Here is a 26,302-nt window from a genome sequence, read left to right as displayed (position 1 = left end):
CCCGCTTGAGCGCAGACGGCAGGATCAGGTTCGACCGGCTCATTCTGCCGCGGTTCGACGACGGCTTCCGGCTGGCCCGCTGGCTGACCGGCAATCCGACCGACGCCGAGGACGTCATGCAGGAAGCGTCCCTGCGGGCCTTTCTCGCCATCGACCGGCTCGTCGAGCACAATGTGCGCGCCTGGTTCCTGACGATCGTGCGCAACGCCTGCTATTCCTGGCTGGAAAAGCACCGTCCGGGAATAACCATATCCAGTGAACAGTTACAGGGGTACGACCAGCTCGTTCTGGAGCGCGGCGGCGTCAGCGCCGATCCCGCTCCCACCCCGGAAGAGGCGTTGATCGCGCGGGAGGACGCGGCTCGGCTCACGGCGGCGATCGACGGTCTGCCGCTCGCGATGAAGGAGGTTCTCGTTCTCAGGGAATATCACGACCTCTCCTATCGGGAGATCGCCGAGATCAGCGGCGTACCCGTCGGCACGGTGATGTCGCGCCTCGCCCGGGCGCGCCGGCATCTCCTGGCGCGCTTCGATGGAGGCGGCGATGCGGCCTGACGAGGAGGATCACCTGCTGCTCGCGGCCTATCTCGACGGCGAGCTGTCGGCGGGCGAGACGATCGAGATGGAGCGCCGGCTGGCCGCCGACCCGGACTTGCGGCAACTGTTCGAGCGGCTGCAGGCGCTGTCCGGCTCGGTTCGCCGCACGCTGGCGGAGACGCCGGTCCCGGCAGGACTGGAGGCCCGGCTCGCCGAGCGGTTCGGCAAGGTCGAGGTGCTGTCCCCGCCGTCCAGGCGGCGCGGGACCCCGCCCTGGCTGGCGGCGGCTGCCTGCCTCCTGCTCGGGCTCGCGGGCGGCGGGGCGATCGGCTACGCCATGTCCGACGCCTGGCGCGCCGGCGGCGGTGGCAGCCGGACGCTGGACGCGGTCTATGCCGGCCACATCAGGGCGCTCGCCGCGCCCGCGCCCTTCGACATCGCCTCCTCCGAACGGCACGTGGTGAAGCCCTGGTTCAACGGCCGGACCGTGGTCGCGCCGGACGTGCCGGACTTCGGCGCGGAAGGCTTTCCGCTGGCGGGCGGACGCGTCGACGTCGTCGGCGGCGAGAAGGTGCCGACGCTCGTCTACCGCCGCCGCCAGCACGTGATCAGCGTCACCGTCGTTCCGCGACGGGAAGGGGAGGGCGCGGCCGATCCCGCGCCGCGCGAGGGCTCGCGGATCCTGCGATGGGATGCCGGCGACCTCACCTACTTCGCCGTGTCCGATCTCAACGGCGCGGAACTCCGGCAGTTCGCGGACCTTTTCCGCTCCCGCCTCGCGCCCGCCGGCTGAGCGCGAACGATCCGGGCCGGGTCATCGTTGGAGCGGGATGACATCCGCGGAAAGCCAGAGCGATTCCCCTCCGCTCGCCGCCGAGTGGCCGTTTCCGGTCGCGGCGGCGCTCGGCTCGGCCGTCAGGGCGACGGGGATCGAGCGCGAGATCCGGGCGCGCCTGCCATGGGGGTTGCGGAACTGCCTCGCAGTCGCCTCCGGCTGCATCGCGCTGCGCATGCCTGACGGCGAAGCGGCCGAGTTCGCGGCCGCGAGGGCGATCGTCGCGACGGCGCTGGAGGGGATCGCCGCGCTGCCGGTGCTGCCGGGCGAGGTCGAGGACATCCTGACGATCTCCGCGCGCGAGCGGCTGAAATGGACCCGCGACGGGCGCCTCAGGAGCGCGGGCACGCGAACCGTGAAGCTGCGCGGCCGCGCCAAGGCCGTGACCTTCCACGTCTTCGACCCGAGGCATGTCGAGGATGTCCTCGACCGCGACCTGCCGACGATCTGGCGGGAGGAGGATGCGGCGGCGATCAGGGAGAACCGCAAGCGCGCCGCGGGCAAGGCGGCGCGGACCCGGGCCGGCGAAGGCAAGGCGGTCGCGGGAACCGAAAGGCGCGCCCCGAGCCAGGCCGTTCGGCCGAGGCTGCAGGGCTGGGAGGCGTTCGAAACGGAAGGGTTGCTGCGCTGAAGGCGCGAGCGGCGGCCGGCCCCGTTTCGCGGACGAGGCCGGCCGCGGCGCCAGCGGCCGCTATTCGGCCGGGACGGCGGCGAGTTCGTCGGGCGCCGGGCCCGGATGGCCGCTGAGTGCCGCCTGCAACTGCACCTTGTCGAGTTCGCCCTCCCAGCGGGCGACCACGAGCGCGGCGACGGCGTTGCCGGTGATGTTGGTCAGCGCCCGGCATTCCGACATGAAGCGGTCGACGCCGAGGATCAGCGCCATGCCGGCGACCGGGACCGAGGGCACTACCGACAGCGTCGCGGCGAGCGTGATGAAGCCCGCGCCCGTGATGCCGGCCGCGCCCTTCGAGGACAGCATCGCGACGAGGAGCAGCAGGATCTGGTCGCCGAGCGACAGGTCGATGTTGGTCGCCTGCGCGATGAAGAGCGCTGCCAGCGTCATGTAGATGTTGGTGCCGTCGAGGTTGAAGGAGTAGCCGGTCGGAACCACGAGCCCGACGACGGAGGGCTTCGCGCCGGCCTGCTCCAGCTTCTTCATCAGCGAGGGCAAGGCCGCCTCGGACGACGAGGTGCCGAGCACCAGGAGCAGCTCCTCCTTGATGTAGCGGATCAGCGCCAGGATCGAGAAGCCGTTGTAGCGGCAGACGAGGCCGAGGACGACGAGCACGAACAGGAGCGAGGTCAGGTAGAAGGTGCCGACCAGCATCGCGAGGTTCGCCACCGAGCCGATGCCGTACTTGCCGATCGTGAAGGCCATCGCGCCGAAGGCGCCGACCGGGGCGGCCTTCATCAGGATCGCGACCAGCCGGAACACGGGGGCTGTCAGAGCCTCGAAGAAGTCGAGCACCGGCCGGCCGCGCTCGCCGACCATGCCGAGGGCGATGCCGAACAGCACGGCGATGAACAGCACCTGCAGGATGTCGCCGGTCGCGAAGGCCGAGATCATCGTGTCCGGGATGATGTTCAGCAGAAAGCCGGTCACGGTCGAATCGTGCGCCTTCTGCGTATAGGTCTGCACCGCGCCGGCATCGAGCGTGGCCGGATCGATGTTGAAGCCGGCGCCGGGCCGGACGACGTTGGCGACGACGAGGCCGATGATCAGCGCCAGCGTCGAGAAGGTCAGGAAGTAGACCATCGCCTTGCCGACGACGCGGCCGACCTTGGCGAGATCGCTCATGCCGGCGATGCCGGTGACGACGGTGAGGAAGATCACCGGCGCGATGATCATCTTGACGAGCTTGATGAAGGCGTCGCCGAGCGGCTTCATCGCCGCGCCGGTGCCCGGATAGAAGTGGCCGAGCAGGATGCCGAGCGCGATCGCGGCCAGGACCTGCACGTAGAGATGCCGATAGAACGGCGTCGGCGCGGGCGGCGCGGCGGCCGGATGCACCGGAGTTGCGGTGAGCATGACGATTCCCTCCAAACCGGCGCGGCGCAAGCAAGGCGCGCCCTTCCTCCTCGGCGACCGCCCGGCACCGGTCGCGAACCCGATCCTGCAAGCGCCATGCCAAACGCCTCGCCGCCGGGTCGGAACCGGTGCTTTGCCGTTCGTCTGCCACAAGCGCCGTTCCTCCTCTTCCAAAGAATGCGAAATTCCGCTCGCGCCTTGCGTCGCTTGTGCGATAATCCGCACCGATGGCGATGCCGCTCGAAAGACCGCTTCGGGAGCGTGCGCGACGCCGATCGGGCGACGGCGCGTGGACGCGCGGTCGCACGGCGGCGGTGCTGCTTCTCGCCGCGCTCGCCGCCGCGGCCGTGTTCGTCGCCGGTGAAACGGCCCGACGCTTCGCCGCGGAGAGCCTGCTCGCCGAGGCGAGGGCGCGCGTGCCGTCCGCGGTTTCCGCCTTGCGGGGCAAGCTGGAAAAGCAGCGGGCCCTGCCGCTGATCCTGCGGGAGGACCCGGCCGTCGCCGCTGCCATCCAGACACGCGACCCGGCGCGGCTCGCCGCCGTCGACGCGAAGCTCGAACGCCTAGCGCGGGCGACCCGCGCCGCCGTGATCTACATCCTCGACGCGTCCGGCACGGCGGTCGCCGCCAGCAACTACCGGGAGCCGACGAGCTTCGTCGGCAGCGACTACGCCTTTCGCGACTACTACCGCGCCGCGCTCGCGAGCGGCGCGGCGGAGCAATACGCGCTCGGCACCGTCAGCGGCCGGCCCGGCGTCTACTTCTCCGCCCGGATCGACCGCGACGATCGTCCCGGCTTCGGCGTCGTCGTGGTGAAAGTCGAGCTCGACGCCGTGGAGGACGACTGGCGGCACGGCGGCCAGCCGGTCTTCGTCGCCGACGAGCGCGGCATCGTCGTCGCGTCCAGCGTGCCGGACTGGCGGTTCCGGACGCTTCGACCGATCCCGGCGGCGGAAGCGGCCGCGATCCGCGACAGCATGCAATTCGGCGCCGCCGGCCTCGCGCCCCTGGGGATCGCCGAGGATGCCGACCTCGCGGGCTTCGTCCGGATCGGGACCGGTGCGGACGAAAGCCGGCTGTTCGCCATGGCGGCGGGCGCGGTGCCGGGCGGGCTGCCCGGCTGGCGCCTGCATCTCCTCGTGCCGGCGGGCCGGGAACTCGCCGGCGCCGCCGGCCTCGCCCGACTGGTCGCCGCGCTGGTTCTGGCCCTGCTCGGACTCATCGGCTTCTTCCTCGTGCGGCGGGGGCGTCTCGCCCGGCTCCGCCGCGAGGAGCGGGTACGGGCGGCGGCCGAACTGGAAGGTCGCGTCGCCGAGCGGACCGCCGACCTCGCCAGCGCCAACCGGCGCCTGACCGGCGAGATCGCCGAGCGCGAGAAGGCGGAAGCGCGCGTCGTCGCGCTGCGCGACGACCTCGCCCAGGCGAACCGCCTCGCGACGCTCGGGCAGGTCACGGCCGGCGTCGCGCACGAGATCAACCAGCCGCTCGCCGCGATCCGCACCTATGCGGAGAACGCGCATTCGTTCCTGGCGAGAGGGGATGCGGAGCGCGCCGACGGCAACCTCGAAAAGGTCGTCGGCCTGACCGACCGTATCGCCGCGATCACCGATACGCTCCGCGACTTCTCCCGCCGTGGCAAGGGCGCGATCGAGCCGCTCGCCGTCGAGGGGATCGTCGACGGTGCGCTCCTGATCCTCAACAGCCGCATCCGCGAAAGCGGCGTCGCGCTCGAGCGCCGCTCGACGGGCGGGGCGGCGACCATCATGGGCGGCCGCATCCGGCTGGAGCAGGTGCTCGTCAACCTCGTCCGCAACGCGCTCGAAGCGCTGGAAGGGCGGAGCGACGGCCATGTCGCGATCGACGTCGCGAATGCCGACGGTGAGGTGCGGATCACCGTTTCCGACGACGGTCCCGGCATCCCGGCCGAGATCCGGCCCGTGCTGTTCACGCCGTTCCGCACCTCGAAGGCGCAGGGGACGGGCCTCGGCCTTGTGATCTCCGCCGACATCGTTACCGAACTCGGCGGCACGCTCGCAGCAGCGGAGCGGCCGGGCGGCGGCACGGTCTTCACCATCCGCCTGCCGAGCATCGCCCCATGACGGACACGAGGACCCCGGTCGCCTTCGTCGACGACGACAGGGAACTGCTGGAGGCCAACGCGCAGACGCTGGACCTTGCCGGCTACGAGCCGCGCCTGTTCGCCTCGGCGGACGCCGCGCTCGCCGCGCTCGACGCCGGCTTCGAGGGCGTCGTCGTGTCGGACCTGCGCATGCCCGGCACGAACGGCCTGACGCTGTTCCGCGAACTGAAGAGGCGCGACCCCGACCTGCCGGTGATTCTCGTCACCGGCCACGGCGACATCGAGACGGCGGTGTCCTCGCTCAAGGAGGGTGTCTACGACTTCATCGCCAAGCCCTATCCCGGCGAACGCCTCGCCGTGAGCCTGCGCCGGGCCGTCGAGAAGCGGCGGCTCGTGATGGAGAACCGGCGTCTGCGCGCGGCCGCCGAGACCGGTGCGCAGGACCTGCCGCTCCTCGGCGAAACGCCGGCGATGGAGCGGCTGCGCCAGACCATCCGGCAGATCGCCGGCGCCGACGTCGATGTGCTCGTTCAGGGTGAGACCGGCTCCGGCAAGGAGATCGTCGCGGCGCTGATCCATCGGCTCAGCTCCCGCCGCGACCGGGAATACGTCGTCCTCAACTGCGGCGCGCTGCCGGAAGCGGTGATGGAAAGCGAGCTCTTCGGCCACGAGCGGGGGGCGTTCACCGGCGCCGACCGCCGGCGGATCGGCCGGATCGAGCATGCCGACGGCGGAACGCTGTTCCTGGACGAGCTGGAATCGATGCCGCCCGCCCTGCAGGTGAAGCTGCTTCGCGTCCTGGAATCGCGCGAGATCGCGCCGCTCGGCATCAACCGGACCCGGGCGGTGGACCTGCGCGTCGTGGCGGCCGTCAAGGTCGACCTGTCGGACCCTGCCTCGCGCGGCGACTTCCGCGAGGACCTCTACTACCGCCTGAACGTCGTGACGCTGCGCGTGCCGCCGCTGCGCGAGAGGAAGGACGACATCCCGCTGCTCTTCGCGCACTTCCTCGCGCGCGCCGCCCGGCGCTTCCGCCGCGAGCCGCCGGATCTGACCCCGGCGCTGCGCGACCGCCTGATGCGCCAGGACTGGCCCGGCAACGTCCGCGAACTCGCGCATGTCGCAGAGCGCGTCGCCCTCGGGATCGAGCCGCAGGGGAGCGCGCCGGAACCTCTGGAAGCGGACGGATCGGGTCTCGCCGAACGGGTCGCGCGCTTCGAGGCAGGGCTCCTGCGCGATGCACTGGCGCGGCACAGGGGCGACGCGCAAGCGGCGGTCGAGGAACTGAAGCTGCCGCGCAAGACCTTCTACGACAAGCTCGCCCGCCACGGTCTCGCGCCGAAGGATTTTCGCTGAACTGCCGGCGCATCACCCGTCTTGCCCAGTCGACAGCCGTTTCCGCTTGGCGCAGAGTGCCGGGCGAGGGACGTCTGCCGCGGCGGCGAGTCGGTTTGGGAGAGCCGTTCGCCCGTCATTCCGGGCCTTGGGCTCGCGGCGCGGCGTTCGGGATCCGGATCGGATCGTTGGGGAGGGGAAGAGCATGTCGAGGAAAGCCTGGATTCTGGCCGCCGGCGTCGCCTGGGCGGCCTCGACGGCGGGCGCGTTCGCCGCCGGGCCGGAAACGGTCAAGGGGCCGAGCGCCGACACGGAATGCTTCAAGCCGCTGACGGCGGAAACGAAGTTCTTCCAATGGAAAAAGAAGGATGGGCCCTTCCGCATCGCGCTCGCCAACGGCTTCATCGGCAACACTTGGCGCATCCAGATGGTGCAGACGGCGAAGGCCTATGCCGAGCAGCCGGACGTCAAGGCCAAGCTGAAGGAGTTCAAGGTCGTCTCCACCGGCGACGACGTCGCCGCGCAGATCGCCGCCGTCGATAACTTCATCAATTCCGGCTACGACGCCGTGATCGTCAACGCGCAGAACCCGACCGCCTTCAAGCCCGTGGTGAAGCGCGCGAACAAGGCCGGCGTCGTGCTCGTCGCCTTCGACAACACGCTCGACACCGACGAGGCGATCAACGTCAACGTCAACCAGAAGGGGCTCGGCGAACTCTGGGCCGACTGGCTGGTCAAGAAGGTGCCCGGCAACAAGGGCAAGCTCCTGGAAGTGCGCGGCGTCACCGGCACCAGCGTCGACCGCGACCGCCACGAGGGCATCGAGGAGGTGCTGAAGAAGTCGGGCGGGCAGTGGGAGTCGGTCGAGGTGGTCGGCCGCTGGGACGACGGCACGGCGCAGAAGGTCGTCGCCGATGCGATCGCGGTCCACAAGCACTTCGACGGCGTGTCCGTGCAGGGCGGCTCGACCGGCACGGTCCGGGCGATGATCGACGCCGGCCATCCCTTCGTGCCGGTCGGCGGCGAAACCGAGAACGGCTTCCGCAAGCTCTGCTCGGAGCATTCCAGCGACGGCCTGAAATGCGTCTCGGCCGGCTCCGGCCCGGCGCAGGTCGCGGTCGCGATGAAGACCGCCATCGCCGCGCTTGAAGGACAGGTCGTGCCGCAGTCGATCGCGCTGCCGCTGTCCGTCACCGAGGACCCGAACTTCAAGGACGGCGAGAACTTCTACTCGAAGGAGTCCGACAACTTCTTCGTCGGCAACGCCTTCCCGACATGCGGCATCAACTTCACCGCCCAGGAGATCATGGGCCAGTCGAAGTCCGACCAGTAACGAGCGCCGCGTTTGGGCCGCCCGTCGCGGCGGCCCGGACGCTTCAGCCTTCCGCGAGACCGCCCATGTCCTCCGGCCGGACGCCGATCCTCGAAATGAAGGGCGTGTCGAAGCGCTATGGCGGCGTCGCGGCGCTCTCCGGCGTCGATTTCGCCGCCTATCCGGGCGAAATCCATGCCGTGCTCGGCGAGAACGGCGCCGGCAAGTCGACGCTGATCAAGATCGCGTCTGGCGTCACCGATCCGAGCGAGGGCGAGCTTCTGGTCGAAGGGCGGCCGGTGCGCTTCCGCAAACCCAGCGACGCCGCGGCGGCCGGCGTCGTCTGCATCTTCCAGGAACTGTCGCTGTTGCCCGACCTGACGGTCGCCGACAACCTGTCGATCGCCGACCCGCCGAAGCGGGGCGGCCTCATCGACGGGCGGGCGCAGATGCGGCGGGCGCGCGAGCTTCTCGCCCGCGTCGGCTGCGAGGACGTCCATCCGCTCCAGCTCGCGCGCGACCTGCCCCTGTCGCGTCGCCAGATGGTCGAGATCGCGAAGGCCCTCGGGCGGAATCCGAAGCTCCTGATCCTCGACGAGGCGACCTCGGCACTCACCGCCGAGGATGTCGAGCGCATCCACGGCGTCATCCGGCGGCTCGCCGCGGAAGGCGTCGGCATCCTCTATGTCTCGCACCGCATGCCGGAGATCGAGGCGCTGGCGGATTGCGCCAGCGTGTTCCGCAACGGCCGGCGCATCGAGACCTTCGCGAAAGGCGAGCGCTCGGTCGGGGCGATCGTCGAGATGATGATCGGCCGCGAACTGACGCACCAGTATCCCGACAAGCCGGCGCGCGACCCCGCCGCCGCGGCGCCGGTCGCGCTCGCCGCGCGGAACCTCGCCTGGGGCCGCGAGCTGCGCGACGTCTCGCTCGACGTCCGGCAGGGCGAGATCGTCGGGCTCGGCGGCCTCGACGGGCAGGGGCAGCGCGAACTGCTCCTGGCGCTGTTCGGCGTCCTGAAGGGCGTCGGCGGCACCCTGGAGGTCGGCGGCCGGCCGGTGCGCCTCGCCGGCCCGCGCGCGGCGATCCGCGCCAAGCTGCCGCTGGCGCTGATCCCCGAGGACCGCAAGACCGAAGGGTTGATGCTGCCGATGAGCGTCGGCGACAACATGAGCCTCGCCTCGCTGTTCCGCTTCAAGCGCGGGGCCGCGATCGACCGTCGGCGCGAGGGGCAAGCGATCGACGCGATGGTCGCGAAGCTGTGCATCAAGCTGCCGAGCCTCGCCGCACCGGTCTCGACCCTCTCCGGTGGTAACCAGCAGAAGGTGGTGCTGGCAAAATGGCTGATGACCGGCCCCGGCGTCGTGCTCCTTAACGATCCGACCCGCGGCATCGACGTCGGCACCAAGCAGGAGATCTACCGGCTCCTGCGCGAGCTCGCCGACGGGGGGGTGGCCGTCCTGTTCTATTCCACCGACTATGCCGAACTGATCGGCTGCTGCGACCGCGTCCTCGTGATGTACGGCGGCACGGTCGCGCGCGAACTCGCCGGCGCGGCGCTCGACGAGCGGGCCCTCGTTTCCGCCGCCCTCAACGTCGACGCAAGCCGAGAGCGCGCGGCATGAACGGGTTGCGCTACCGCCTGTCGCACAATGCCGGGCTTCTCGCGGCTGTGGCGCTGTCGATCGCGATGTTCGCGGTCTATGTCGGCAACCATCCGGCGGGGCTCAGCGCCGGCGTCGTCGCGACGGCCGCCAACAAGGCGGTGCTCCTCGCTTTCGTCGCGATGGCGCAGACGCTGCCGGTTCTCACCCGCGGCCTCGATCTGTCCGCCGGCATGATCTTCGTCCTCGCCAACTGCCTCGCCTCGCGGATCGTGCTCGGCTCGGTGGGAGAGGGGCTCGCCGGCTGCATGGCCGTGCTCCTCGCCGGCACGGCCTGCGGCTTTCTCAACGGCGCGATCGTCGTCTGGGGACGCCTGCAGCCGATCATCACGACGCTCGCGACCGGCGCGATCTACTACGGCCTCGCGCTGCTGGTGCGCCCGGACCCCGGCGGCGACGTGCAGTCCGACATCGCCGACTGGGCCACCGGCCAGCTTTTCGACGCCCTGCCGACGTCGCTCCTGATTCTCCTCGCCGTAGTGCTTGTCGTCTGGCTGCCCTACCGCCATTCGCCGATCGGCCGGGCGGCCTATGCGGTCGGCTCGAACGAGCAGGCGGCCTACATGTCGGGCGTTCCCGTCCGCCGCGCGCGCCTCGCCGCCTATACGCTGAGCGGGCTGCTCTCCGCCGCCGGCGGGCTGATGCTGACCTTCAACACCTACTCCGGCGAGGCTTCCGCGCCGATCGCCGGCACCTATACGCTGAACTCGATCGCGGCCGTGGTGATCGGCGGCACCTCGCTGTTCGGCGGCTGGGGCTCGGCGATCGGGTCGATCTTCGGCGCCTTCGTGCTCCGCACGATCGAGGACCTTCTCTTCGTCTTCGACCTCGATCCCCTCTGGCAGCCGCTGTTCCAGGGCGTCGTGCTGCTGGCCGCGGTCAGCCTCGGCGCGGTCCGCATCTTCCGGATTCGCAACCGCCTGGAGGTCTTCGCGTGAGCGACGCCGAGCCCGCCGCCGCGAGGGCGCGCTTCGCGCCGCCGCTCGGTCTCGACCGGTCCGTCGCGATCGCCTTCGGCTGCATCGCGCTGATCCTCGTCGGCGGCGCGATGTATTCGCGCCAGTTCCTGTCGCCGGAATACCTGCTGCAGCAGCTTCAGATCAGCGCCTTCCTCGGCGTCGTCGCGTCGGGCGCGATGCTCGTCATCCTCCTCGGTCATATCGACCTGTCGATCCCGTGGACGGTGACGCTCGGCGCGATGATGGCGACGGCTGTGGCCGGCTGGTACGGCACGGCCGGCGGCATCGCCGCCATTCCCGTCGCGATCCTCTGCGGCGCGGCGGTCGGGCTCGTGAACGGTATCGGCGTCGCCTATCTGCGCCTGCCCTCGATGATCTTCACCCTCGGCATGAACGCCGTGGTGCAGGGGCTGATGGTGCTTCACACCGGCGGCTCCGCCCCGCAGGATCACGCGACCGACTTGATGCACGATCTCGCCGTCGGCCGCCTCGCGCTCGGCATCCCGAACGCGCTCTTCGTCTGGGTGCTGGTCGGGGCGCTCGTCGTCTTCATCCTGACGCGGACGGCCTTCGGGCGGCGCGTCTATGCGGTCGGCAACCGCGAGCAGGCCGCCTACCTTTCCGGCGTCGACACGAACTTCGTCATCGTGGGCTGCTTCGTCCTTTCGGGCGCGGCGGCGGCCTTCGCCGGCGTGCTGCTCGCCGGCTATTCCACCAAGGCCTATCAGGGGATGGGCGACCCGTATCTCCTGCCGGCGATCGCCGCCGTGGTGCTCGGCGGCACCAACATCCTCGGCGGGCGCGGCAACTATCTCGGCACCGTCGCCGGGGTGGTCCTGATCACGCTTCTCCAGTCGATCCTGGCCGTCATGCAGATGCCGGAAGCGGGGCGGCAGATCATCTACGGCACCGTGATCATCGCGATGCTCCTCACCTACGGCCGCGGCGAGGCCGACCGAAGCTGACGGAACGGGGCGCGGCCGCCGAACGCGCGCAGCCGTTACCGGAAAAAGGCCCCGACGATCGTCCCGCCGCCGATCGGCGCGACGAGAAGCAGGAGTGCCATCACGACGATGAACCACATGAGCGTGCGCTCGTCGCGCGCCGACATGCGGGGCGGGCCGCGATCCGGATCCTCCTTCGGCCGCCAGCCGCTTTCGAGAAACATCGTGGTAGTCCCGCAGGGGGTGGTAGGCCGGCCGTTGGAAGCGCGGCCGGCCGGTCGCCGTCAGTCCGTGAGGTCGGCCGGCACCTTGCCGCCGTTCTCGGCGAGCTTCTTCAGAAGCGCCTTGTGCAGCCAGACGTTCATCTCTGCCGAATCGTTCGCGTCGCCGTGGTAGCCGAGTTCCTCTGCCAGCTCCTTGCGCTCCGACAGGCTGCTGTCGAGGTCGAGCGCCTTCATCATGTCGACGATCGAGTGACGCCAGTCGAGCTTCTGACCGTGCGCCTTCACCGCCTGATCCATGATTCGCTCGACGTCGACCGAGGCGGAAGCCGCGGGCTTCGACTGGGGCGCCGTGCCGGCCGAGGCAGGCTGCTGCGCGGGTGCGCCGGGCGCGGCGGTCGGCTGGGCCGGGCTCGACTGCGGCTCGGGCGAAGCGCCGGACGGGGCGGCCTGCGGCGCGGCCGGGGCGCTGGCCGGCGTCGACGGCTGGGCCGGCGCGCCGCCGGACGAAGTGTTGACGCCCGACTGGCCACCGGCCGGATTTTCGGCGGCCTCGGCGTGCCTGCCGAAGATCGCGTCCTTGATCTTCCCGAATACGCTCATCGTCGTGTCCTTGGCTGCGCCGCGTCCGTTTGAACGCGATCGCTGCGAGAACGGCGGCGAGTCCGGCTCGTTCCGGCGGCGCTTCAGTTCCCGTGCCAGCTCAGCAGGAAGAGAACCACCCCGACGGCGACGATGAGCATCAGGCGGAGGACGAGGCGGATCGCGCCGGCCGCGAACATCGCCCTCATGGCGGAACGCCAGGTGCCAGGGGAGCGGAGGCTGTCGCGATCGCGCTGCATGCGGTGAAATATAGATCGAACCGGACCGAACGGGGAAACTGGACGTCAATCCCGGCATGCGATCTGGATGGCCGGGCCAAGGAGTTCCACCATGCGCCGATCCGCGCTGCCGCTATTCGTCGCCTGTCTCGTCGCCGTCGGCGGCGAGGCCGCGGCCGATCAGATCACCAACGGTCCGCAGCCGGCCGGCACGGTCGTCGCCTCGAAGCGGGGACGGGAGCACGGAAGCCTGGACGCCGCGCGCGCCGCGGCGGCGGTCGCGACCCCGAAGCCGTCGTCCGCAGCCGGCGGCGCGGCGGCCCTTCATCCCGACGAGCAGGCGGTGGCGAAGCCGTTGCAGGCCGCTTCGCTCGGCGCCTGCGTCACTTCCGCCTCGGTCCTCTGCTACGCGGACGGCGAGGTGGTTCCCGGCTGGCCGGCGCCGAGCATCCGCTGATCGCCGGCCTTTGCCGCGAACCTATGCGGCGGCCCGCTTCGGCGCGGCCGGCCGCGCCTCGCGCAGCACCCGTTCGTCGTCCGACCAGGATGCGTCGCGGGCCAGCGCCAGCACCTGCCGTCCGTCGGAGCCGCCGACGGCTTCGAGCGAGCGCTCCGGGCACCGCAGCGCGACCGAGAGGCCGAGCCGGCGCAGGTGGTAGCGGCTGAAGCAGTAGAGCGCGAGCGCCGCTCGCGGCGTCTCTGGCAGCTCGTCGATCATGGCGCGCAGCCGGCCTGCGTCGGAGCGCAGAAGCAGCGCCAGAAGTTCGAGCGGCACCGGGCAGGACGGCGTCGTGGCGGCGGCGGCAGGGCGGCGATTCATCGCGGGCTCTCGTGCAACGGGGGCGTGGAAGGGGAAAGTGTGGATAGGGCCAGGTGACGCTCAGGCCGCCCGGGCCGCTGGGCGGCGCGCGTCCGCGCGCGCCGGCCGGCGCAGTTGCGGCGCGAGTTCGAGGATCGCCATGCGATAGAGCGCGACCATCGTTTCCGCGCCGCTCCGCCGGAGGGCTTCGGCTTCGGTGATGGCGCAGCTTTCGACGGCCCAGATGGTTTCGGTCGCGGTCATGACGGTCTCGCAGGGAACGTGGCGGTCCAACCAATCCCGCAATTGCGGTCGAGTTCCGGCACGACGATGCTGAGGACTTGATCGACCCCGACTATAGTTCGGCAAGGATAACAGCCGGTTAAAACGGACGCGCCGCCTGCGGTTCGCTTCAGCCGTTTCCGCGCGGCGAGCGCACCGCCGGGACGACGGCCGGCGTGACGAGTTGCGCGGCCACGCTCTCGGCCGAGCGGTCGAGCGCTTCGGGGCTTTCGGTTCCGGTCAGCGCGTAGGACACGCCGTCGGCCTGCCAGAAGGCGACCGACGTCGCGCCGTGGCGTACCGCCGCCGGCGACACCGGCGCCGTGGACGGCGCATGCACCGCGAAGAGCGAGACGCGGCTGTGCGCGTCCGTGTCGATCATGATCTGCACCGCAGGACCTTCGTCGGACGGGAAGACCTGGACGTCGGTGATCGTCCAGCCGTCCGGCAGCGGCGGCACGCTGATGCGGGTGCTCGCCTGGAGCTCCTTGGCGTCGAAGGTCGGGCTCTCGATCTGGGAGACCATTGCGGCGCGCAGCAGCCCCGTCTGGTAGGACGTCACCGCGTCCTCGACATAGGATGGCCGGTCGCTCGTCGGCCCGACGACGGCCAGCGGCGCGAGGACGGCGAGAACGGCTCCCGCCGCCATCGCCGCGAGCGGGCCGGCGAAGCGAAAGCCCTGCCTCCCGCCGAGGCGGCGGGCGAGCAGCGCACCCGAGGCGCGGATCTCGCCGGGCATGGGGTCCGTTTCCGCCGCAAGGAGGCGCAGCGCGGTCCGGCCGCGCATCTCGGCCATGAGCCGGGCGGCAGCGTCCGGCCGGCGGGCGAGATGGTCCTCCACCGCCAGACGGCGTTCGAGTTCGAGCTCGCCGTCGAGATAGGCCTCGATCTCCGCGTCCGAAACCGGGCTAGCGCTCATCGCGGCCTCCAATGATCCGGAGCGGCGAACCGTGCGGGACGCCTTCCTCGGCGCGGCGTAGCCGCTCGCGCGCCCGGCTCAGCCTCGACATGATCGTGCCGACGGGAAGCCGGAAGGCTTCCGCCGCCTCGTGATAGCTCATGCCCTCCACCGCCACCAGATGAAGCACGGACCGCTGCTCGACGGGCAGTTCGGCGAAGCGCTCCGCGACCTGCCGGAGGTAGAGGCGGTATTCGGGATCGGCGGGTGCCGCGGCTGCCAGCGCGTCGACACGCGCCGGATCGTCGCGGTGCCGGCGCTCCACTGCCTGCCGCCGTTCGTTGTCGACGAAGCAGTTATGCAGGATCGACAAGAGCCATGCCTTGAGCGAGCGGTCCGAACGGAAAGTCCGGGCCCGCTCGTAGGCGCGCAGGAGCGTGTCCTGCACCAGATCGTCGGCGGCGCCCGGATCGCGGGTCAGGGCGCGCGCATACCGGCGCAGCGCCGGCAGCGCCTCCTCCACGTCGCGGGTCTTCCAGTCCGTCATGCAGCGCATACGAAGCGAAACGCCGGTCTATTCCAAGCCTGCGAACGGTCGCGTCACGAAGCTGAATCCTACCCCGGAATAAAAGCGGCGCCTCCGCGTACATCGCCAGGGATCAACGGGAAGCGGCGGACCCGATGGACAGGATGAACGGTCTCGACCGTTTCGCGCGAAGCCAGCGGCGCTGGCTGGGCGGGCTCGATATGCTCGATCGGCCCTGGTACGTGCTGGGCGGCGCGCCGCAGCCGACCCTCTATCCCGAACTCGCCCGCTCCTACGCGCGCGTCGACATCAACAATTCCGGTCTCACCGCCGACCGGCTGGGGCTCGGTCCCGCCGACCTGACGATCCGGCGGGCGAAGGTCAACTGGACCGTGCACCCGACCCTGTCGACGCACGGCCTCATCTGGTTCACCCGGACGCCGGCGAGCCTGCTCCGGCTGCGTCTGGCGACGAAGCACCGGCGCGTCACCGCCGGCAGCGTGATGCGGATCGCCAAACCCGATCGCTTCAAGGTGGTCGCCGCCGTCATCGGGGCCGAAGTCCGTTCGGTCGGCTCCCACGGCTACCCTTCGAACGGCATCGTCGCCGCCTGCTACGGCCTCTATTTCGGCGTTCCGGAGATCGTCCTGACCGGCGTTTCGCTGGCCCGGCAGGGTCATTCCTACGACACGCTCAACCGGCCGCGGCGGCAGGTGGAGGAGGACACGTTCGCGCTGGCGCGCCTCGCCGGCAATGCCCGCGTCGCGACCACCGAGCCGGAACTTGCGGACGCCACGGGCATGCGCCTGTGGACGCCTTGAGCCAAGCCCCGCACCTTTTCAGGCCGCGCGGGGAATGGAACGACGCGCGGCGCGTACACCTCTTCGGCTTCGCAGCATGCGTCGGCCTGCCGGGGACGGCGCCGGCGGCGACGCGAAGGATCGACGACAAGGCAGCGGCATGACCGGATTCTCCAGGATTTTCATCGGGTGGGACTCGCGCGAGACAGTCGCCTACGACGTCGCGCGCCAGACCGCGCTCGCGCGCTCGTCGGTCCCGCTCGACATTCGCCCGATCAAGCTGCCGGATCTCGTCGCGCAAGGCATCTACACGCGCGAGGTCGATCCGTTGGCCTCGACGGAATTTACCTATTCGCGCTTCCTGACGCCGTTTCTCGCGGATTTCGAGGGTTGGGCGCTGTTCTGCGACTGCGACTTCCTGTTCTTCGGCGACCTCGGCGAACTGGAAGGCTACCTCGACGCTTCGAAGGCGGTGCTCTGCGTCCAGCACGACTACCGGCCGAAGGACGGCGTGAAGATGGATGGGAAAGTCCAGACCAGCTACCCGCGCAAGAACTGGTCGTCCTTCATGCTGTTCAACTGCGCGCATCCCTCCACCCGCAAGCTGACGCCGGAACTCGTGAACCGCGAGAGCGGCGCCTATCTCCACCGTATGGCTTGGGCGACCGATTCGGAGATCGGCGCGCTGCCGACAGAATGGAACTGGCTGGAAGGGTGGAACGAGATGCCGGCGGAGGGCGAGCCGAAGGCGGTGCACTACACGCGCGGCGGACCGTGGTTCAAGGACTGGCAACAGGTCGAATACGCCGACGTCTGGCGCCGCGAGGCCGCTGCCCTCGATCCGGGCTTCACGCCCGGCTGAGGCGCCGGGACCTGCCCCCGCCCGAGGCTCATCGGAACGGATAGCGCTTCCCGCGCTTGTCGATAAGGACGAACACCTTGCCGTCCGTAAAGACCTTGTCGCAACGGTTCCTGCCGCTGGCGAAGGTCACGCAGATCGAGCCGTCCAGGATGCGGTACCGACCCAGCATGCCGCTCCTGAAGGCGAAGCTGCCGTCGCGGCCGTAGGAGAGGCCGCTGCGGAAGCTGCGGCCGACCGCCGCCGCCTCGATCTCGCTGCTCGTCGCGGATCGTTCGCCCGGCCGCTGCCCCGGAGCGAACTCCTCGGCGGCAGTCGCGCCGACCATCGACGCCAGGATGAGCACGAAGGCTGCCGGAAGACGACGCATGGGGGCTCCTGAAGCAACGGCGCTCCGTCGAATAAGCCATGGCGAGGGAGCCGGCGGCAATCCCCGCGGCGCGAGGCCCCCGGCCGGAACCGGGATCGATGACGGCCCGGCCGGAAGCGTCCGTCGAACGGAAAGCCGCACCGTTCGCCGCGAGCCCTCTACCAGAGGTTTCCGAAGGCTGCGTGACGGCGGGATGGCCGCCGCCCGTCCGGTGGTTGGGGACTTCAGCCGTCGATCGCCTCGGCAAGGTCGCGATATTCCTCGCAGGCCTTGCCGCAGATCGATTCGATCGCGGCGAGCTGGTCGCGGGCGAGGTCCTTGCGGCCCTGGATGACGTAGGCCTCGCCGAGATATTCGCGCACCTTGGCGTAGCGCGGATCGAGCTTAACGGACTGGAGGTAGTAGCCGATGCCTTCTTCGGTGCGCCCCAGCTTGCGCGTCGCAAAACCCTTGTAGTTCAGCGCCTTGGCGGTGTTCGGATCGTGCAGCGTGGTGAGGACCGCCAGCGTTTCGTCGTAGCGGCCCGCCTCGGCGAGAGCGTAGGCGTAGTCCGTCAGCTCGTCGTCGGAGAGCGCCGCGGTATCCTGCTTGACGCACTTCTTCAGCTTCTTGTTGTAGACCTCGCCGCGCTTGCAGGTCGGCATGTCGCCGCCGCCATCGCCGGCGGCATAGGCGCTCCCGGCCGGCGCGGCGAGCGCGAGACCGGCGGCGACGATGAGTCCGGCGAGGCGGACTTCAGCCCTCTTGTTGCCGAGCATTGGATTCTCCTGTGGCGAGCGGGGTCGACAGCCCATCATGCGCAGCCGCGCGCGGGGCCGCTTCGGACCAAGGTCCGTCCCCCAGGCGATCCGAAGTCCGATGCCTTTCCGGAAATCGACCTGTCGCCGGGCGCGTCACGCGTCGCGTTGCATGATCCATTCGATGGCGGGGTCGGGGACGAAGCGCCATTTCCTGAGCGGGCCGGCCATGACGTTGAGGTAGTACATCTCGAAGCCGTAGGGGGCGCCGCAGGGGTGATGGCCGCGCGGCACCAGCACCACGTCGCTGTCGTGGACGGCCATCGTCTCGTCGAGGGTGCCGTCGTCGGTGTAGACGCGCTGGACGCCGAAACCCGTGCCCGGGTTCAGGCGGTGGTAGTAGGTTTCCTCGAGATAGGTGATGCGCGGGAAGTCGTCCTCGTCGTGTCGGTGCGAGGGGTAGCTCGACCAGTGCCCGGCGGGCGTGAACACCTCTGTCACGAGGAGACTGTCGCAGAAGTCCTCGTTCTCCATCGCGATGTTGTTGATGTGGCGGGTGTTGGTACCCCGGCCGCGGCTGGTGAGGGTGATCCCGTCCGGGCCGATGCGCCGCGCCGCGTGCCCGCCCCGGCCCGGCGCGAGGCAGACGGCGAGCGTGCAGTCGGTCTCGGCGGTCGCCTGCCATTCCTGGCCGTCCGGCAGGTAGAGGCAGTGCGGGGCGGTCTTCTCGAAGACGTCCATCCGCTCGCCGAGCACGCCCCAGTCCTGCCCCGCCGCCCGGAACGCCGCCTTGCCCTCCACCATGACGAGGATCGCCTCGTTCGCGCCGGTCGCCTCGGCAGCGCTCTCGCCGGCTCGCAGGCGGTAGAGCGAGAAGCCGACATGGCGCCAGCCGGCGCCCTGCGCCGTGATCTCGTGGACTTTGCCGTGGGTGCCGAAGGGCCGGCGAAGCAGCGGGGACATAACCGGATCTCCTTCGGGGGCGTCTACGCGGCCGCCTTGTCGAGGCCGGTTTCGCGGGCCATGCGCTTCAGCGCCCGAAACCCCATGTCCTGGTATTGGAAGGGCTCCCGCACCAAGCTGTCCTGCTCGGCCTCGATCACCAGCCAGCCTTCGTAGCCGTGCTTGGCGGCGATGGCGAGCACCGGTTCGAAGGCGACCGAGCCCTCCGGATCGCCCGGCACCGTGAAGGCGCCGCGCCGCACCCCTTCGAGGAAGCTCAAGCCTTCCTCGCGCACCTGCCGCGCGATCGGGGCCCGCACGTTCTTGGCGTGGATATGCGTGACCCGGTCCATGTAGCGCTCGGCGATCTCGGCCGGGTCGGCGCCGCCGAAGGTGCAGTGGCCGGTGTCGAGGAGGAGTCGCGTCTGCGGGCCCGCCATCGCCATGAAGCGGTGAATGTCGTCGGCCGACTCGATGATCGTGCCCATGTGGTGGTGGTAGCCCATCTTGACGCCCTGGGCCGCCGCGTAGGCCGAGAGTTCCTCGTAGCCGGCCGAGAAGCGCTGCCATTCGGCGTCGATCATGATCGGCCGGTCGTTCACGGGAACCGCGTCATTCCCGTGGACGGTGTTCGAGCATTCGCAGGCGTTGACGTGGTCGCCGCCGGCAAGCCGCACCATGTCGATGAAGCGCTGCAGCGCCGCCTTCTCGGTGTCGAGATCGTTGACGAGGAGGTTGGTGGAATGCCAGCCGGCGGCGAAACGGAGGCCATAGGCGCCGAGCGCGCTTTTCAGCGCCGCGCCCTCGTCCGGCATCTTGTGGCCCTTCTCGATGCCGTCGAAGCCGATCCGTCGGCAGTCCGTCAGGCAGTCGTCGAGGGTCAGATGCGCCCCGATGGAATGGTCGTCGTCGTTCGACCAGGCGATCGGGTTGGTGCCGTAGAGGATCATCGGGCGCTCCCCGCGCGTGAGAAAGAAAGAATGGATCGGTGCCGGCAGAAGGCCGGGCCGCATCAGTTCACCAGGTTCTGCTGGCCAAGGTTCCGCAGATAGCGCTGATGCGCCGCTTCGAGCTTCGCCGTGCGGTTCGTTTCCGGCACGGCGACATCCCACCAGTGGCCGCCGCCGGCTTCGCCGGGGCCGGGCGCGGGATCGGTCTCGATCACGACGACGGTCGGGATGTCCCGGTCGCGCGCCGCAACGATCTCGGCTTCGAGGCTCGCTATGTCGGCCGCCTTGACGGCATGCGCGCCCATCGAGGCCGCATGCGCGACGAAGTCGATCTCCGGCTGCGCCTCGACGTTGGAGTCCTTGTACATGTTGTTGAACTCGGCGCCGCCGCACTCGATCTGCAGCCGGTTGATGCAGCCGTAGCCGCGGTTGTCGGTGAGGACGACGGTGAACGGTATGCGCCGCATCACGGCGGTGGCGAGCTCGGAGTTCGCCATCATGTAGGAGCCGTCGCCGACGAAGCAGACGATCTCGCGCTCGGGGAGGGCCAGCTTGGTGCCCATCGCCCCGGCGATCTCGTAGCCCATGCAGGAGAAGCCGTATTCCATGTGGTAGCCGCCCTGCGCGGGCTGCCAGAGCAGCTTCAGCGCGCCCGGCATGGTGCCGGCGGCGCACATGGCAATCGTCCGCTCGGTGGAGGCCCGCTGCACCGCGCCGATCACCTGCGCGTCGGTCGGAAGCGCGTTGCCGCCGATCTCCGGTGCGGCGCAGTGCCGGTCGACCGCGGCGAGCCAAGCCGACCGCGCCTTCGGATCGAAGCCCGAGGCCTTGTGGTCGCCGAGCGCCTGCGTCAGCCGCTCCAGCGCGACCCGGGCATCGGCGACGAGGCCGAGCGCGCCGTGCTTGTCGGCGTCGTAGGCTTGCACGTTGATCGAGACGAGCCGGCGGCCCGCCGCCTTGAACAGCGCCCAGGAGCCGGTGGTGAAGTCCTGGAACCTCGTGCCGACGCCGATCACCACGTCGGCCGCTTCGCAAAGCTCGTTTGCCGCCGCCGAGCCGTCGACGCCGGCCGCGCCGAAGTTCATCGAATGCGCCTGGGGAAGCGCCGACTTGCCGGCCTGCGTCTCGACCACCGGCACGCCGTGGCGCGTCGCGAAGTCGGCGAGCGCCGCCTCGGCCCCGGAATAGAGGACGCCGCCGCCGGTGACGAGCACCGGCCGCTTCGCGTTCCGGATCAGTTCGGCGACGTCGGCGACCTCGCGCCCGTCCGGCTCCGGGCGGCGGATATGCCAGACGCGCGGCGCAAAGAACGCTTCCGGCCAGTCGTGCGCCTCGGCCTGGACGTCCTGGCAGAAGGCCAGCGTCACGGGGCCGCAGTTGGCCGGATCGGTCATGACGCGCAGGGCGCGCGGCAGCGCGGTCAGAAGCTGCTCGGGCCGCTGGATGCGGTCGAAGTAGCGGCTGACGGGGCGGAAGCAGTCGTTGGCCGAGACCGTGCCGTCGTCGAAGTCCTCGACCTGCTGCAGCACGGGATCGGGGCGACGGTTGGCGAACACGTCGCCGGGGACAAGCAGGACGGGGAGGCGGTTGACATGCGCCAGCGCCGCCGCCGTCACCATGTTGGTGGCGCCGGGGCCGATCGAGGAGGTGACCGCCATCGCATGCCTGCGCTTCTTCGCCTTGGCATAAGCGATCGCGGCGTGCGCCATGGTCTGCTCGTTCTGCCCGCGCCAAGTCGGCAGGGCATCGCCGATGCCGTGCAGGGCCTCGCCGATGCCGGCGACGTTGCCGTGGCCGAAGATCGCCCAGACGCCCTCGATGAAGCGCTCGCCGTCTTCCGTCATCTGGACCGAGAGCCAGCGCACCATCGCTTGCGCCGCGGTCAGGCGGATCGTTTCCCCGCTCATGCCTGGTTCTCCCTGGCCGCCCCCGCCCGCGCCGCGTCCCAGACGTCGCAGAGCCGCCGGTAGCGCGCCGCCATCGCGGCGACCGCCGCCGCATCGTCGATCTCGGCCTTCATCCAGGCGCGCGCCGCGTCGCCGAAGATCGTCCGCCCGACCGCGAAGCCCTTCACCAGATCGAAAGCCGCCGCGACCCGGAACGAGGCCGCCAGTTCCGCTTCCGGCGCGTCGAGCCCGAGCACCACGATGCCGCGGGTGCGCGGATCGTTCCGACGGATCGCCGCGATCGCCTGCTCCCAGGCCGCCTCGGTCTTCAGCGGCTCCAGCTTCCACCAGTCCGGATAGACGCCCGCCGCGTAGAACTGCTCGATCAACGTGGCGTTCGTCGCATCGTCCACCGGCCCGACCTTCGACGGGATGATCTCCAAGAGGAACTCCAGCCCGTTGCGGCGCGACGCCTCGAACAGCCGCTTCACGGTCTCCTCTTGGGTCGCGCGCCGATCGGCCGCGTCGGTGGGATGGCAGAAGCACAGGACCTTCACGACGTTGTCGCGGGCCCATTCCTCCAGCCCGCCGCAGTCGAGGCCGAGCTCGGGCTCGAGCCGCAGCGGCCGCGAGCCCGGCCATTCGCACGGGCGGCCCACCCAGAGGCCGGTCCCCGCCGCCGCATGCAGCGCCCGCCGACCGATGCGGTTGTCGCACAGGATGCCGTAGCCGGACCGCCCGCCCTGCACCTCGAGCGCCGCCCTGAGGCACAGCTCCTTGAAGGCGCCGCCCTTCTCGAGCGTATAGCCCTCCATCTCCTCGAGCTGCATGCGGTGGTCGAAAGCGAAGACCCGCATCGTCCGCCAGTCGCCGTGGCGGTTGGTCGCCCAGTGCACCTGCTCGAGCTCGCGGTCGTTGCGAAGGTCCGGCCGCACCACGCCGCGCCGGAGGAAGAACTCCAGCTCCTCCAGGCTCGGATAGGCCGGCGTGCAGCCGTGCCGCGACACCGCGAAGGCGCCGCAGGCGTTGGCGTATTCCAGCGCTCGCGGCCAGGGCTCGTCGTCGAGCCAGCCCTTCAGCAACCCGGCAAAGAAGCCGTCGCCGGCGCCGAGCACGTTGAACACCTCGATCGGAAAGCCCGGCCCGGACTGCCCCTCGTCGAGGCTGGCCGGGATCGCCCCTTCGATCGCCACCGCCCCCTTCGCGCCGCGCTTGCACACCAGCACCGCGTCCGACACCGCCCGCACCGCGCGGAGCGCCGCCAGCGTGTCGGTCGAGCCGCCGGCGATGTGGAACTCCTCCTCCGTCCCGACGATGAGGTCGAAGAGATGCAGCGTCGATTGGAGCTTCGCCGTCACCGCCGCGCTCTCGACGAAGCGGCTCTCGCCCGCGCCGTGCCCGGCGACGCCCCAGAGGTTCGGGCGGTAGTCGATGTCGAGCGCCGTCCGCGCGCCATGCTCGCGGGCGAGGTGCAGCGCCTTGAGGACGGCCGCCTCGGTGGCCGGGTTCGACAGATGCGTGCCGGTCGCGAGAACCGCGCGGGCCTCGGCGACGAACGCCTCGTCGATGTCGGCCTCGACGAGCCCCATGTCGGCGCAGTCGGTGCGGTAGAAGATCAGCGGAAACGTCGCCTCGTCGCGGATGCCGAGCAGCACCAGCGCCGTCAACCGCTCGGGGTCGGTCTTCACCCCCCGCACGTCGACGCCCTCGCGCACCAGCTGTTCCCGGACGAACCGCCCCATGTGCTCGTCGCCGACCGCCGTGATCACCGCGCTCCTCAGCCCCAGCCGTGCCGCCCCGCAGGCGATGTTGGTCGGCGAGCCGCCGATGTACTTGCGGAACGACCCCATGTCCTCCAGCCGCCCGCCCACCTGCGCCCCGTAAAGGTCGACGCTGGACCGGCCAATCGTGATCACGTCGAGGGACTTGCTCATCTCCACCATGCCTCCGCGCGGCGACCGCTTCCTGCCGCCTCGCTCAGCTTCCGAGCATTTCCGGCGTCAGCGCCACCGTTTCGCCGCTTCCGGCGGAACGGGTCGCGGCCTCGGCGCAGGCGAGCGCCGCGACGCCGTCGCGGAGCGTCACCGGAAAATCCGAGCCGGCCCGCACCGCGTCGATGAAGGCCGACCACTCCGCCTCGTAGGCGCGCATGTAGCGCTCGAGGAAGAAATAGACCGGCTTGGCCGACGACGCGCCGTCGGCAGTGATCTTCTCGACGGTGTTCTCGAGGACGTTCCGGGCGGAAAGGAGGCCCTTCGAACCGAGCAGCTCGACGCGCTGGTCGTAGCCGTAGCCGGCGCGGCGCGAGTTCTTGATCACCGCGAGGCGCCCGTCGGCCCAGGTCAGCGTCACCGCGGCCGTGTCGACGTCGCCCGCCGCGCCGATCTCCGGATCGACGAGCGAGGATCCCGCCGCCGCGACCTTCGCCGGGGCGCCGCCCATCAGCCAGCAGGCCATGTCGAAGTCGTGGATCATCATGTCGCGGAAGAGGCCCCCCGACACCTTAACGTAGGCGACCGGCGGCGGCGCGGGATCGAAGGAGGTGATCGACAGGAGTTCCGGCTTGCCGACTTCGCCTGCCTCCACGGCCGCCTTCAGCGCCGCGAAGTTCGGGTCGAAACGGCGGTTGAAGCCGATCATCACCGGCTTGCCGGCGACCTTCCGCTGGCAGGCAAGGGCTCGTTCCAGCGAGAGGTCGACCGGCTTCTCGCAAAGCACAGCCTTGCCGGCCGCCGTGCCGCGCTCGATGAGGTCGGAATGGGTGTCGGTGGAACTCGCGATCAGAAGCGCGTCGATCGACGCGTCGGCGAGGATCTCGTCGACGGAGCGCGCCGCGGCGCCGTACTGCGCGGCGAGCTTCCCCGCCGCGTCCACGATGACGTCCGCGACGGCCGCGAGCCTGCAGCTGGGATTGGCGGAGATCGACTTCGCGTGGACCTGGCCGATGCGGCCGGCGCCGATCAGCGCGACGTCGAGGGGACGGGACTGGGACATTTCCATGCTCCGGATGCGGCGGCTGCGGTTCAAAGGGTGAAGGCGTCGCGGAAGCGCCTGAGCGCGAGGTCGCTGTCGCTTTCCGGCCAGGCTTCGAGGCCGACGACGCCGCGATAGCCCATCGCGTCCAGCGCCCGGGCGATGGCGGGATAGTTGATCTCGCCGGTGCCCGGCTCGTGCCGGCCGGGAACGTCGGCGACCTGAATCTCGCCGATCAGCGGCAGCGCCCGGCGGCAGAGCTCGATCAGGTTCCCCTCGCCGATCTGGGCGTGGTAGAGATCGAGGTTCAGCTTCAGCGACGGGCGGTTCACCGCTTCCACCAGAGCGATCGTGTCGGCGGCCTTGGCGAAGGGCGTCTTCGGATGGTCGACCGCCTCGTTGAGGTTCTCCAGCACGAACGTGACGCCGTGCTTCTCGCCGAGGTCGGCGACGCGCTGGAGCGTGTCCACCGCCTTCAGCCACATCGCTCCGGTGACGACCTCGGACTTGGCGACGGGCAGGCCCTGGCCGTCGAGCCCGGTGCCGTGCAGGTTGAGACGCGGGCAACGCAGCTCCTTGGCGATAGGGATCGACTCGGCGGCGGTGCGCAGGAGCTCGTCGGCACCCGCCTCGTCGGCGAGGGTGCCGGTGACGTAGCCAGTCATGGAGGAGAAGGTCGCGCCGGACGAAGCCAGCGCCTTGATGTCGTGTTTGGTCCAGTCCCAGATCTCGGCGATGAAGCCGGCGTCCGTGATGCGCTTCAGGCGCTCGGTCACGGGCTGGTCGCGGAACACCATCTCGGCGCAGACGGCGAGTTGGAAGGGCTGGTTCATGGTCACTCGCAGTGCCCGGCGGCCGACGTCGCGCCGAGCCCCGGCACCTTCAGCATCCTCCGCATGCCACTCCCCCAAACCGGACCCGAGTCACCCGCGCGCGGCCACGAGCCGCGGTACGATTTCGACGCCGTTCCCCGCAGCACCAGGCTCAAGGCCTCCGCCCCCGTGCCGCGCGGTGCAGGCGATTCTCTGGATATCAAGATCGCGAATCGAAAGCGACCGGCACATTGCACGCGCCGAAGCGGACGACGAGATCGACGGCATGCCGGCCGGCGACCGCTTCACGGGCGGTCGCCGCACGCTCGTCCAGCCTCGCGTCAGCCGCGGCTGCCATGCTGGTTCGACCGATGCCAGGGCCGATCCATGTCCTCGATCTCGGAAGCGCGTGCGGCCTATTCGGCTTCGGGCCGGAAGAATCGCTCCTCGCCCGACGGGGGGAGCCGCGACGCCGCGACGCCGACCGAATCCGCGGATCCGTCCGGCCCGGAAGACGAGGCCGGCGGCGCGGACCTCACCACCGAAGCCACCGTCAGCGACCTCGCCGCGTCGGCCATGTTCGACGCCGGCATCGCCCATCACCGGGACCAGCGGCCCGTGACGCTCGACGACGCCCTTGAGGCCTATCTCGGGGACGAGGGCTAGCTGCCCCCGAACCGGGCGGATCGCATGATCATGCCGGAACCGCCGTGCGCCGAGCGTTGTTCGCTT

Annotated in this window: 28 protein-coding genes; 13 read left to right on the top strand and 15 right to left on the bottom strand. The window is 70.3% G+C overall.

Features of this window, described 5'->3' with window-relative positions; translation table 11 throughout:
- The first annotated feature begins 5 nt into the window (after positions 1 to 5).
- From F6X38_RS01460 to F6X38_RS01450, 3 genes are read left to right on the top strand one after another with little or no spacing between them, the layout of a single operon-like run.
- Positions 6 to 554: a sigma-70 family RNA polymerase sigma factor gene (locus F6X38_RS01460; RefSeq protein WP_150967748.1), complete on the top strand. Its 549-nt coding sequence runs from the start codon at positions 6 to 8 to the stop codon at positions 552 to 554.
- Positions 544 to 1,329, top strand: coding sequence for an anti-sigma factor family protein (locus F6X38_RS01455; RefSeq protein ID WP_150967747.1), 786 nt, complete (start codon positions 544 to 546; stop codon positions 1,327 to 1,329). Before F6X38_RS01460 ends, F6X38_RS01455 begins: the two co-directional genes overlap by 11 nt.
- 37 nt (positions 1,330 to 1,366) lie before the next feature.
- A complete protein-coding gene (locus F6X38_RS01450; protein ID WP_150967746.1) occupies positions 1,367 to 2,002 on the top strand; it encodes a hypothetical protein in 636 nt (211 codons plus the stop codon).
- 60 nt (positions 2,003 to 2,062) lie between these two features.
- Here the strand turns inward: F6X38_RS01450 and F6X38_RS01445 are convergent, their stop codons facing one another.
- Positions 2,063 to 3,400, bottom strand: coding sequence for a dicarboxylate/amino acid:cation symporter (locus tag F6X38_RS01445; protein WP_150967745.1), 1,338 nt, complete (start codon positions 3,398 to 3,400; stop codon positions 2,063 to 2,065).
- A 233-nt stretch (positions 3,401 to 3,633) separates the two neighbouring features.
- Between F6X38_RS01445 and F6X38_RS01440 the strand changes: the two genes are divergently transcribed.
- The 6 genes from F6X38_RS01440 (at position 3,634) to F6X38_RS01415 (ending at position 11,715) form a co-directional block, all read left to right on the top strand.
- The gene (locus F6X38_RS01440; RefSeq protein WP_210248873.1) at positions 3,634 to 5,499 is read left to right on the top strand and encodes a sensor histidine kinase; all 1,866 of its coding nucleotides are present in this window, start codon (positions 3,634 to 3,636) and stop codon (positions 5,497 to 5,499) included.
- Positions 5,496 to 6,836, top strand: a complete 1,341-nt coding sequence (locus F6X38_RS01435; protein WP_150967743.1) for a sigma-54-dependent transcriptional regulator — start codon at positions 5,496 to 5,498, stop codon at positions 6,834 to 6,836. Before F6X38_RS01440 ends, F6X38_RS01435 begins: the two co-directional genes overlap by 4 nt.
- Positions 6,837 to 7,020: 184 nt before the next feature.
- Positions 7,021 to 8,148, top strand: coding sequence for a sugar ABC transporter substrate-binding protein (locus F6X38_RS01430; RefSeq protein ID WP_150967742.1), 1,128 nt, complete (start codon positions 7,021 to 7,023; stop codon positions 8,146 to 8,148).
- 65 nt (positions 8,149 to 8,213) lie between these two features.
- Positions 8,214 to 9,752 carry a sugar ABC transporter ATP-binding protein gene (locus F6X38_RS01425; protein WP_150967741.1) on the top strand — a complete coding sequence of 513 codons (1,539 nt, stop codon included), beginning with the start codon at positions 8,214 to 8,216 and terminating at the stop codon, positions 9,750 to 9,752.
- Positions 9,749 to 10,729, top strand: a complete 981-nt coding sequence (locus tag F6X38_RS01420; protein ID WP_150967740.1) for an ABC transporter permease — start codon at positions 9,749 to 9,751, stop codon at positions 10,727 to 10,729. The genes F6X38_RS01425 and F6X38_RS01420 overlap by 4 nt, the downstream gene beginning before the upstream one ends.
- A complete protein-coding gene (locus F6X38_RS01415; RefSeq protein WP_246191128.1) occupies positions 10,726 to 11,715 on the top strand; it encodes an ABC transporter permease in 990 nt (329 codons plus the stop codon). The genes F6X38_RS01420 and F6X38_RS01415 overlap by 4 nt, the downstream gene beginning before the upstream one ends.
- 35 nt (positions 11,716 to 11,750) lie before the next feature.
- Here the strand turns inward: F6X38_RS01415 and F6X38_RS23605 are convergent, their stop codons facing one another.
- A complete protein-coding gene (locus F6X38_RS23605; protein ID WP_202617911.1) occupies positions 11,751 to 11,918 on the bottom strand; it encodes a hypothetical protein in 168 nt (55 codons plus the stop codon).
- 60 nt (positions 11,919 to 11,978) lie between these two features.
- Positions 11,979 to 12,518 carry a DUF3597 domain-containing protein gene (locus F6X38_RS01410; protein WP_150967739.1) on the bottom strand — a complete coding sequence of 180 codons (540 nt, stop codon included), beginning with the start codon at positions 12,516 to 12,518 and terminating at the stop codon, positions 11,979 to 11,981.
- A 330-nt stretch (positions 12,519 to 12,848) separates the two neighbouring features.
- Between F6X38_RS01410 and F6X38_RS01405 the strand changes: the two genes are divergently transcribed.
- Positions 12,849 to 13,193, top strand: a complete 345-nt coding sequence (locus tag F6X38_RS01405) for a hypothetical protein (protein ID WP_150967738.1) — start codon at positions 12,849 to 12,851, stop codon at positions 13,191 to 13,193.
- Between the two features lie 21 nt (positions 13,194 to 13,214).
- On the opposite strand, the gene F6X38_RS01400 is transcribed toward F6X38_RS01405, so the two are convergent.
- From F6X38_RS01400 to F6X38_RS01385, 4 genes are all read right to left on the bottom strand, one after another.
- Complete coding sequence (locus F6X38_RS01400) at positions 13,215 to 13,556, bottom strand: hypothetical protein (RefSeq protein WP_150967737.1); 342 nt, start codon at positions 13,554 to 13,556, stop codon at positions 13,215 to 13,217.
- Positions 13,557 to 13,616: 60 nt separating this feature from the next.
- Entirely contained in the window at positions 13,617 to 13,799 is a 183-nt protein-coding gene (locus tag F6X38_RS01395) for a hypothetical protein (protein WP_150967736.1), read from the bottom strand.
- 148 nt (positions 13,800 to 13,947) lie between these two features.
- On the bottom strand, positions 13,948 to 14,736 hold the full coding sequence (locus F6X38_RS01390; protein ID WP_202617910.1) for an anti-sigma factor family protein: 789 nt from the start codon (positions 14,734 to 14,736) through the stop codon (positions 13,948 to 13,950).
- Positions 14,726 to 15,262: a sigma-70 family RNA polymerase sigma factor gene (locus F6X38_RS01385; protein WP_150967735.1), complete on the bottom strand. Its 537-nt coding sequence runs from the start codon at positions 15,260 to 15,262 to the stop codon at positions 14,726 to 14,728. Before F6X38_RS01385 ends, F6X38_RS01390 begins: the two co-directional genes overlap by 11 nt.
- A 134-nt stretch (positions 15,263 to 15,396) precedes the next feature.
- Here F6X38_RS01385 and F6X38_RS01380 point away from each other — a divergent pair, with 134 nt between their 5' ends.
- Both F6X38_RS01380 and F6X38_RS01375 read left to right on the top strand, forming a co-directional pair.
- Positions 15,397 to 16,062 carry a hypothetical protein gene (locus F6X38_RS01380; protein ID WP_150967734.1) on the top strand — a complete coding sequence of 222 codons (666 nt, stop codon included), beginning with the start codon at positions 15,397 to 15,399 and terminating at the stop codon, positions 16,060 to 16,062.
- A 139-nt stretch (positions 16,063 to 16,201) separates the two neighbouring features.
- Complete coding sequence (locus tag F6X38_RS01375; RefSeq protein ID WP_150967733.1) at positions 16,202 to 16,903, top strand: glycosyltransferase; 702 nt, start codon at positions 16,202 to 16,204, stop codon at positions 16,901 to 16,903.
- A 28-nt stretch (positions 16,904 to 16,931) separates the two neighbouring features.
- Here the strand turns inward: F6X38_RS01375 and F6X38_RS01370 are convergent, their stop codons facing one another.
- The 8 genes from F6X38_RS01370 to F6X38_RS01335 form a co-directional block, all read right to left on the bottom strand.
- Positions 16,932 to 17,270 (bottom strand): hypothetical protein, encoded by a 339-nt coding sequence (locus F6X38_RS01370; protein ID WP_150967732.1) that lies wholly within the window; start codon positions 17,268 to 17,270, stop codon positions 16,932 to 16,934.
- 224 nt (positions 17,271 to 17,494) lie between these two features.
- Positions 17,495 to 18,028 carry a hypothetical protein gene (locus F6X38_RS01365; RefSeq protein WP_150967731.1) on the bottom strand — a complete coding sequence of 178 codons (534 nt, stop codon included), beginning with the start codon at positions 18,026 to 18,028 and terminating at the stop codon, positions 17,495 to 17,497.
- A gap of 135 nt (positions 18,029 to 18,163) precedes the next feature.
- A complete protein-coding gene (iolB, locus tag F6X38_RS01360) occupies positions 18,164 to 18,970 on the bottom strand; it encodes a 5-deoxy-glucuronate isomerase (protein ID WP_150967730.1) in 807 nt (268 codons plus the stop codon).
- Positions 18,971 to 18,993: 23 nt separating this feature from the next.
- A complete protein-coding gene (iolE, locus tag F6X38_RS01355) occupies positions 18,994 to 19,899 on the bottom strand; it encodes a myo-inosose-2 dehydratase (RefSeq protein WP_150967729.1) in 906 nt (301 codons plus the stop codon).
- Between the two features lie 62 nt (positions 19,900 to 19,961).
- Positions 19,962 to 21,806, bottom strand: coding sequence for a 3D-(3,5/4)-trihydroxycyclohexane-1,2-dione acylhydrolase (decyclizing) (gene iolD, locus F6X38_RS01350; RefSeq protein WP_150967728.1), 1,845 nt, complete (start codon positions 21,804 to 21,806; stop codon positions 19,962 to 19,964).
- Entirely contained in the window at positions 21,803 to 23,719 is a 1,917-nt protein-coding gene (locus tag F6X38_RS01345; protein WP_150967727.1) for a bifunctional 5-dehydro-2-deoxygluconokinase/5-dehydro-2-deoxyphosphogluconate aldolase, read from the bottom strand. Before F6X38_RS01345 ends, iolD begins: the two co-directional genes overlap by 4 nt.
- Before the next feature lie 43 nt (positions 23,720 to 23,762).
- The gene (iolG, locus tag F6X38_RS01340; protein WP_150967726.1) at positions 23,763 to 24,779 is read right to left on the bottom strand and encodes an inositol 2-dehydrogenase; all 1,017 of its coding nucleotides are present in this window, start codon (positions 24,777 to 24,779) and stop codon (positions 23,763 to 23,765) included.
- 29 nt (positions 24,780 to 24,808) lie between these two features.
- Positions 24,809 to 25,591: a TIM barrel protein gene (locus F6X38_RS01335; protein ID WP_150967725.1), complete on the bottom strand. Its 783-nt coding sequence runs from the start codon at positions 25,589 to 25,591 to the stop codon at positions 24,809 to 24,811.
- 366 nt (positions 25,592 to 25,957) lie between these two features.
- On the opposite strand from F6X38_RS01335, the gene F6X38_RS01330 reads away from it, so the two are divergent.
- On the top strand, positions 25,958 to 26,236 hold the full coding sequence (locus F6X38_RS01330) for a hypothetical protein (protein WP_150967724.1): 279 nt from the start codon (positions 25,958 to 25,960) through the stop codon (positions 26,234 to 26,236).
- Positions 26,237 to 26,302: the final 66 nt, after the last annotated feature.

This window comes from Plantimonas leprariae (genome assembly GCF_008802405.1).
Classification (GTDB): domain Bacteria; phylum Pseudomonadota; class Alphaproteobacteria; order Rhizobiales; family Rhizobiaceae; genus Plantimonas; species Plantimonas leprariae.
This window is presented reverse-complemented; position numbering and strand designations above follow the sequence as displayed.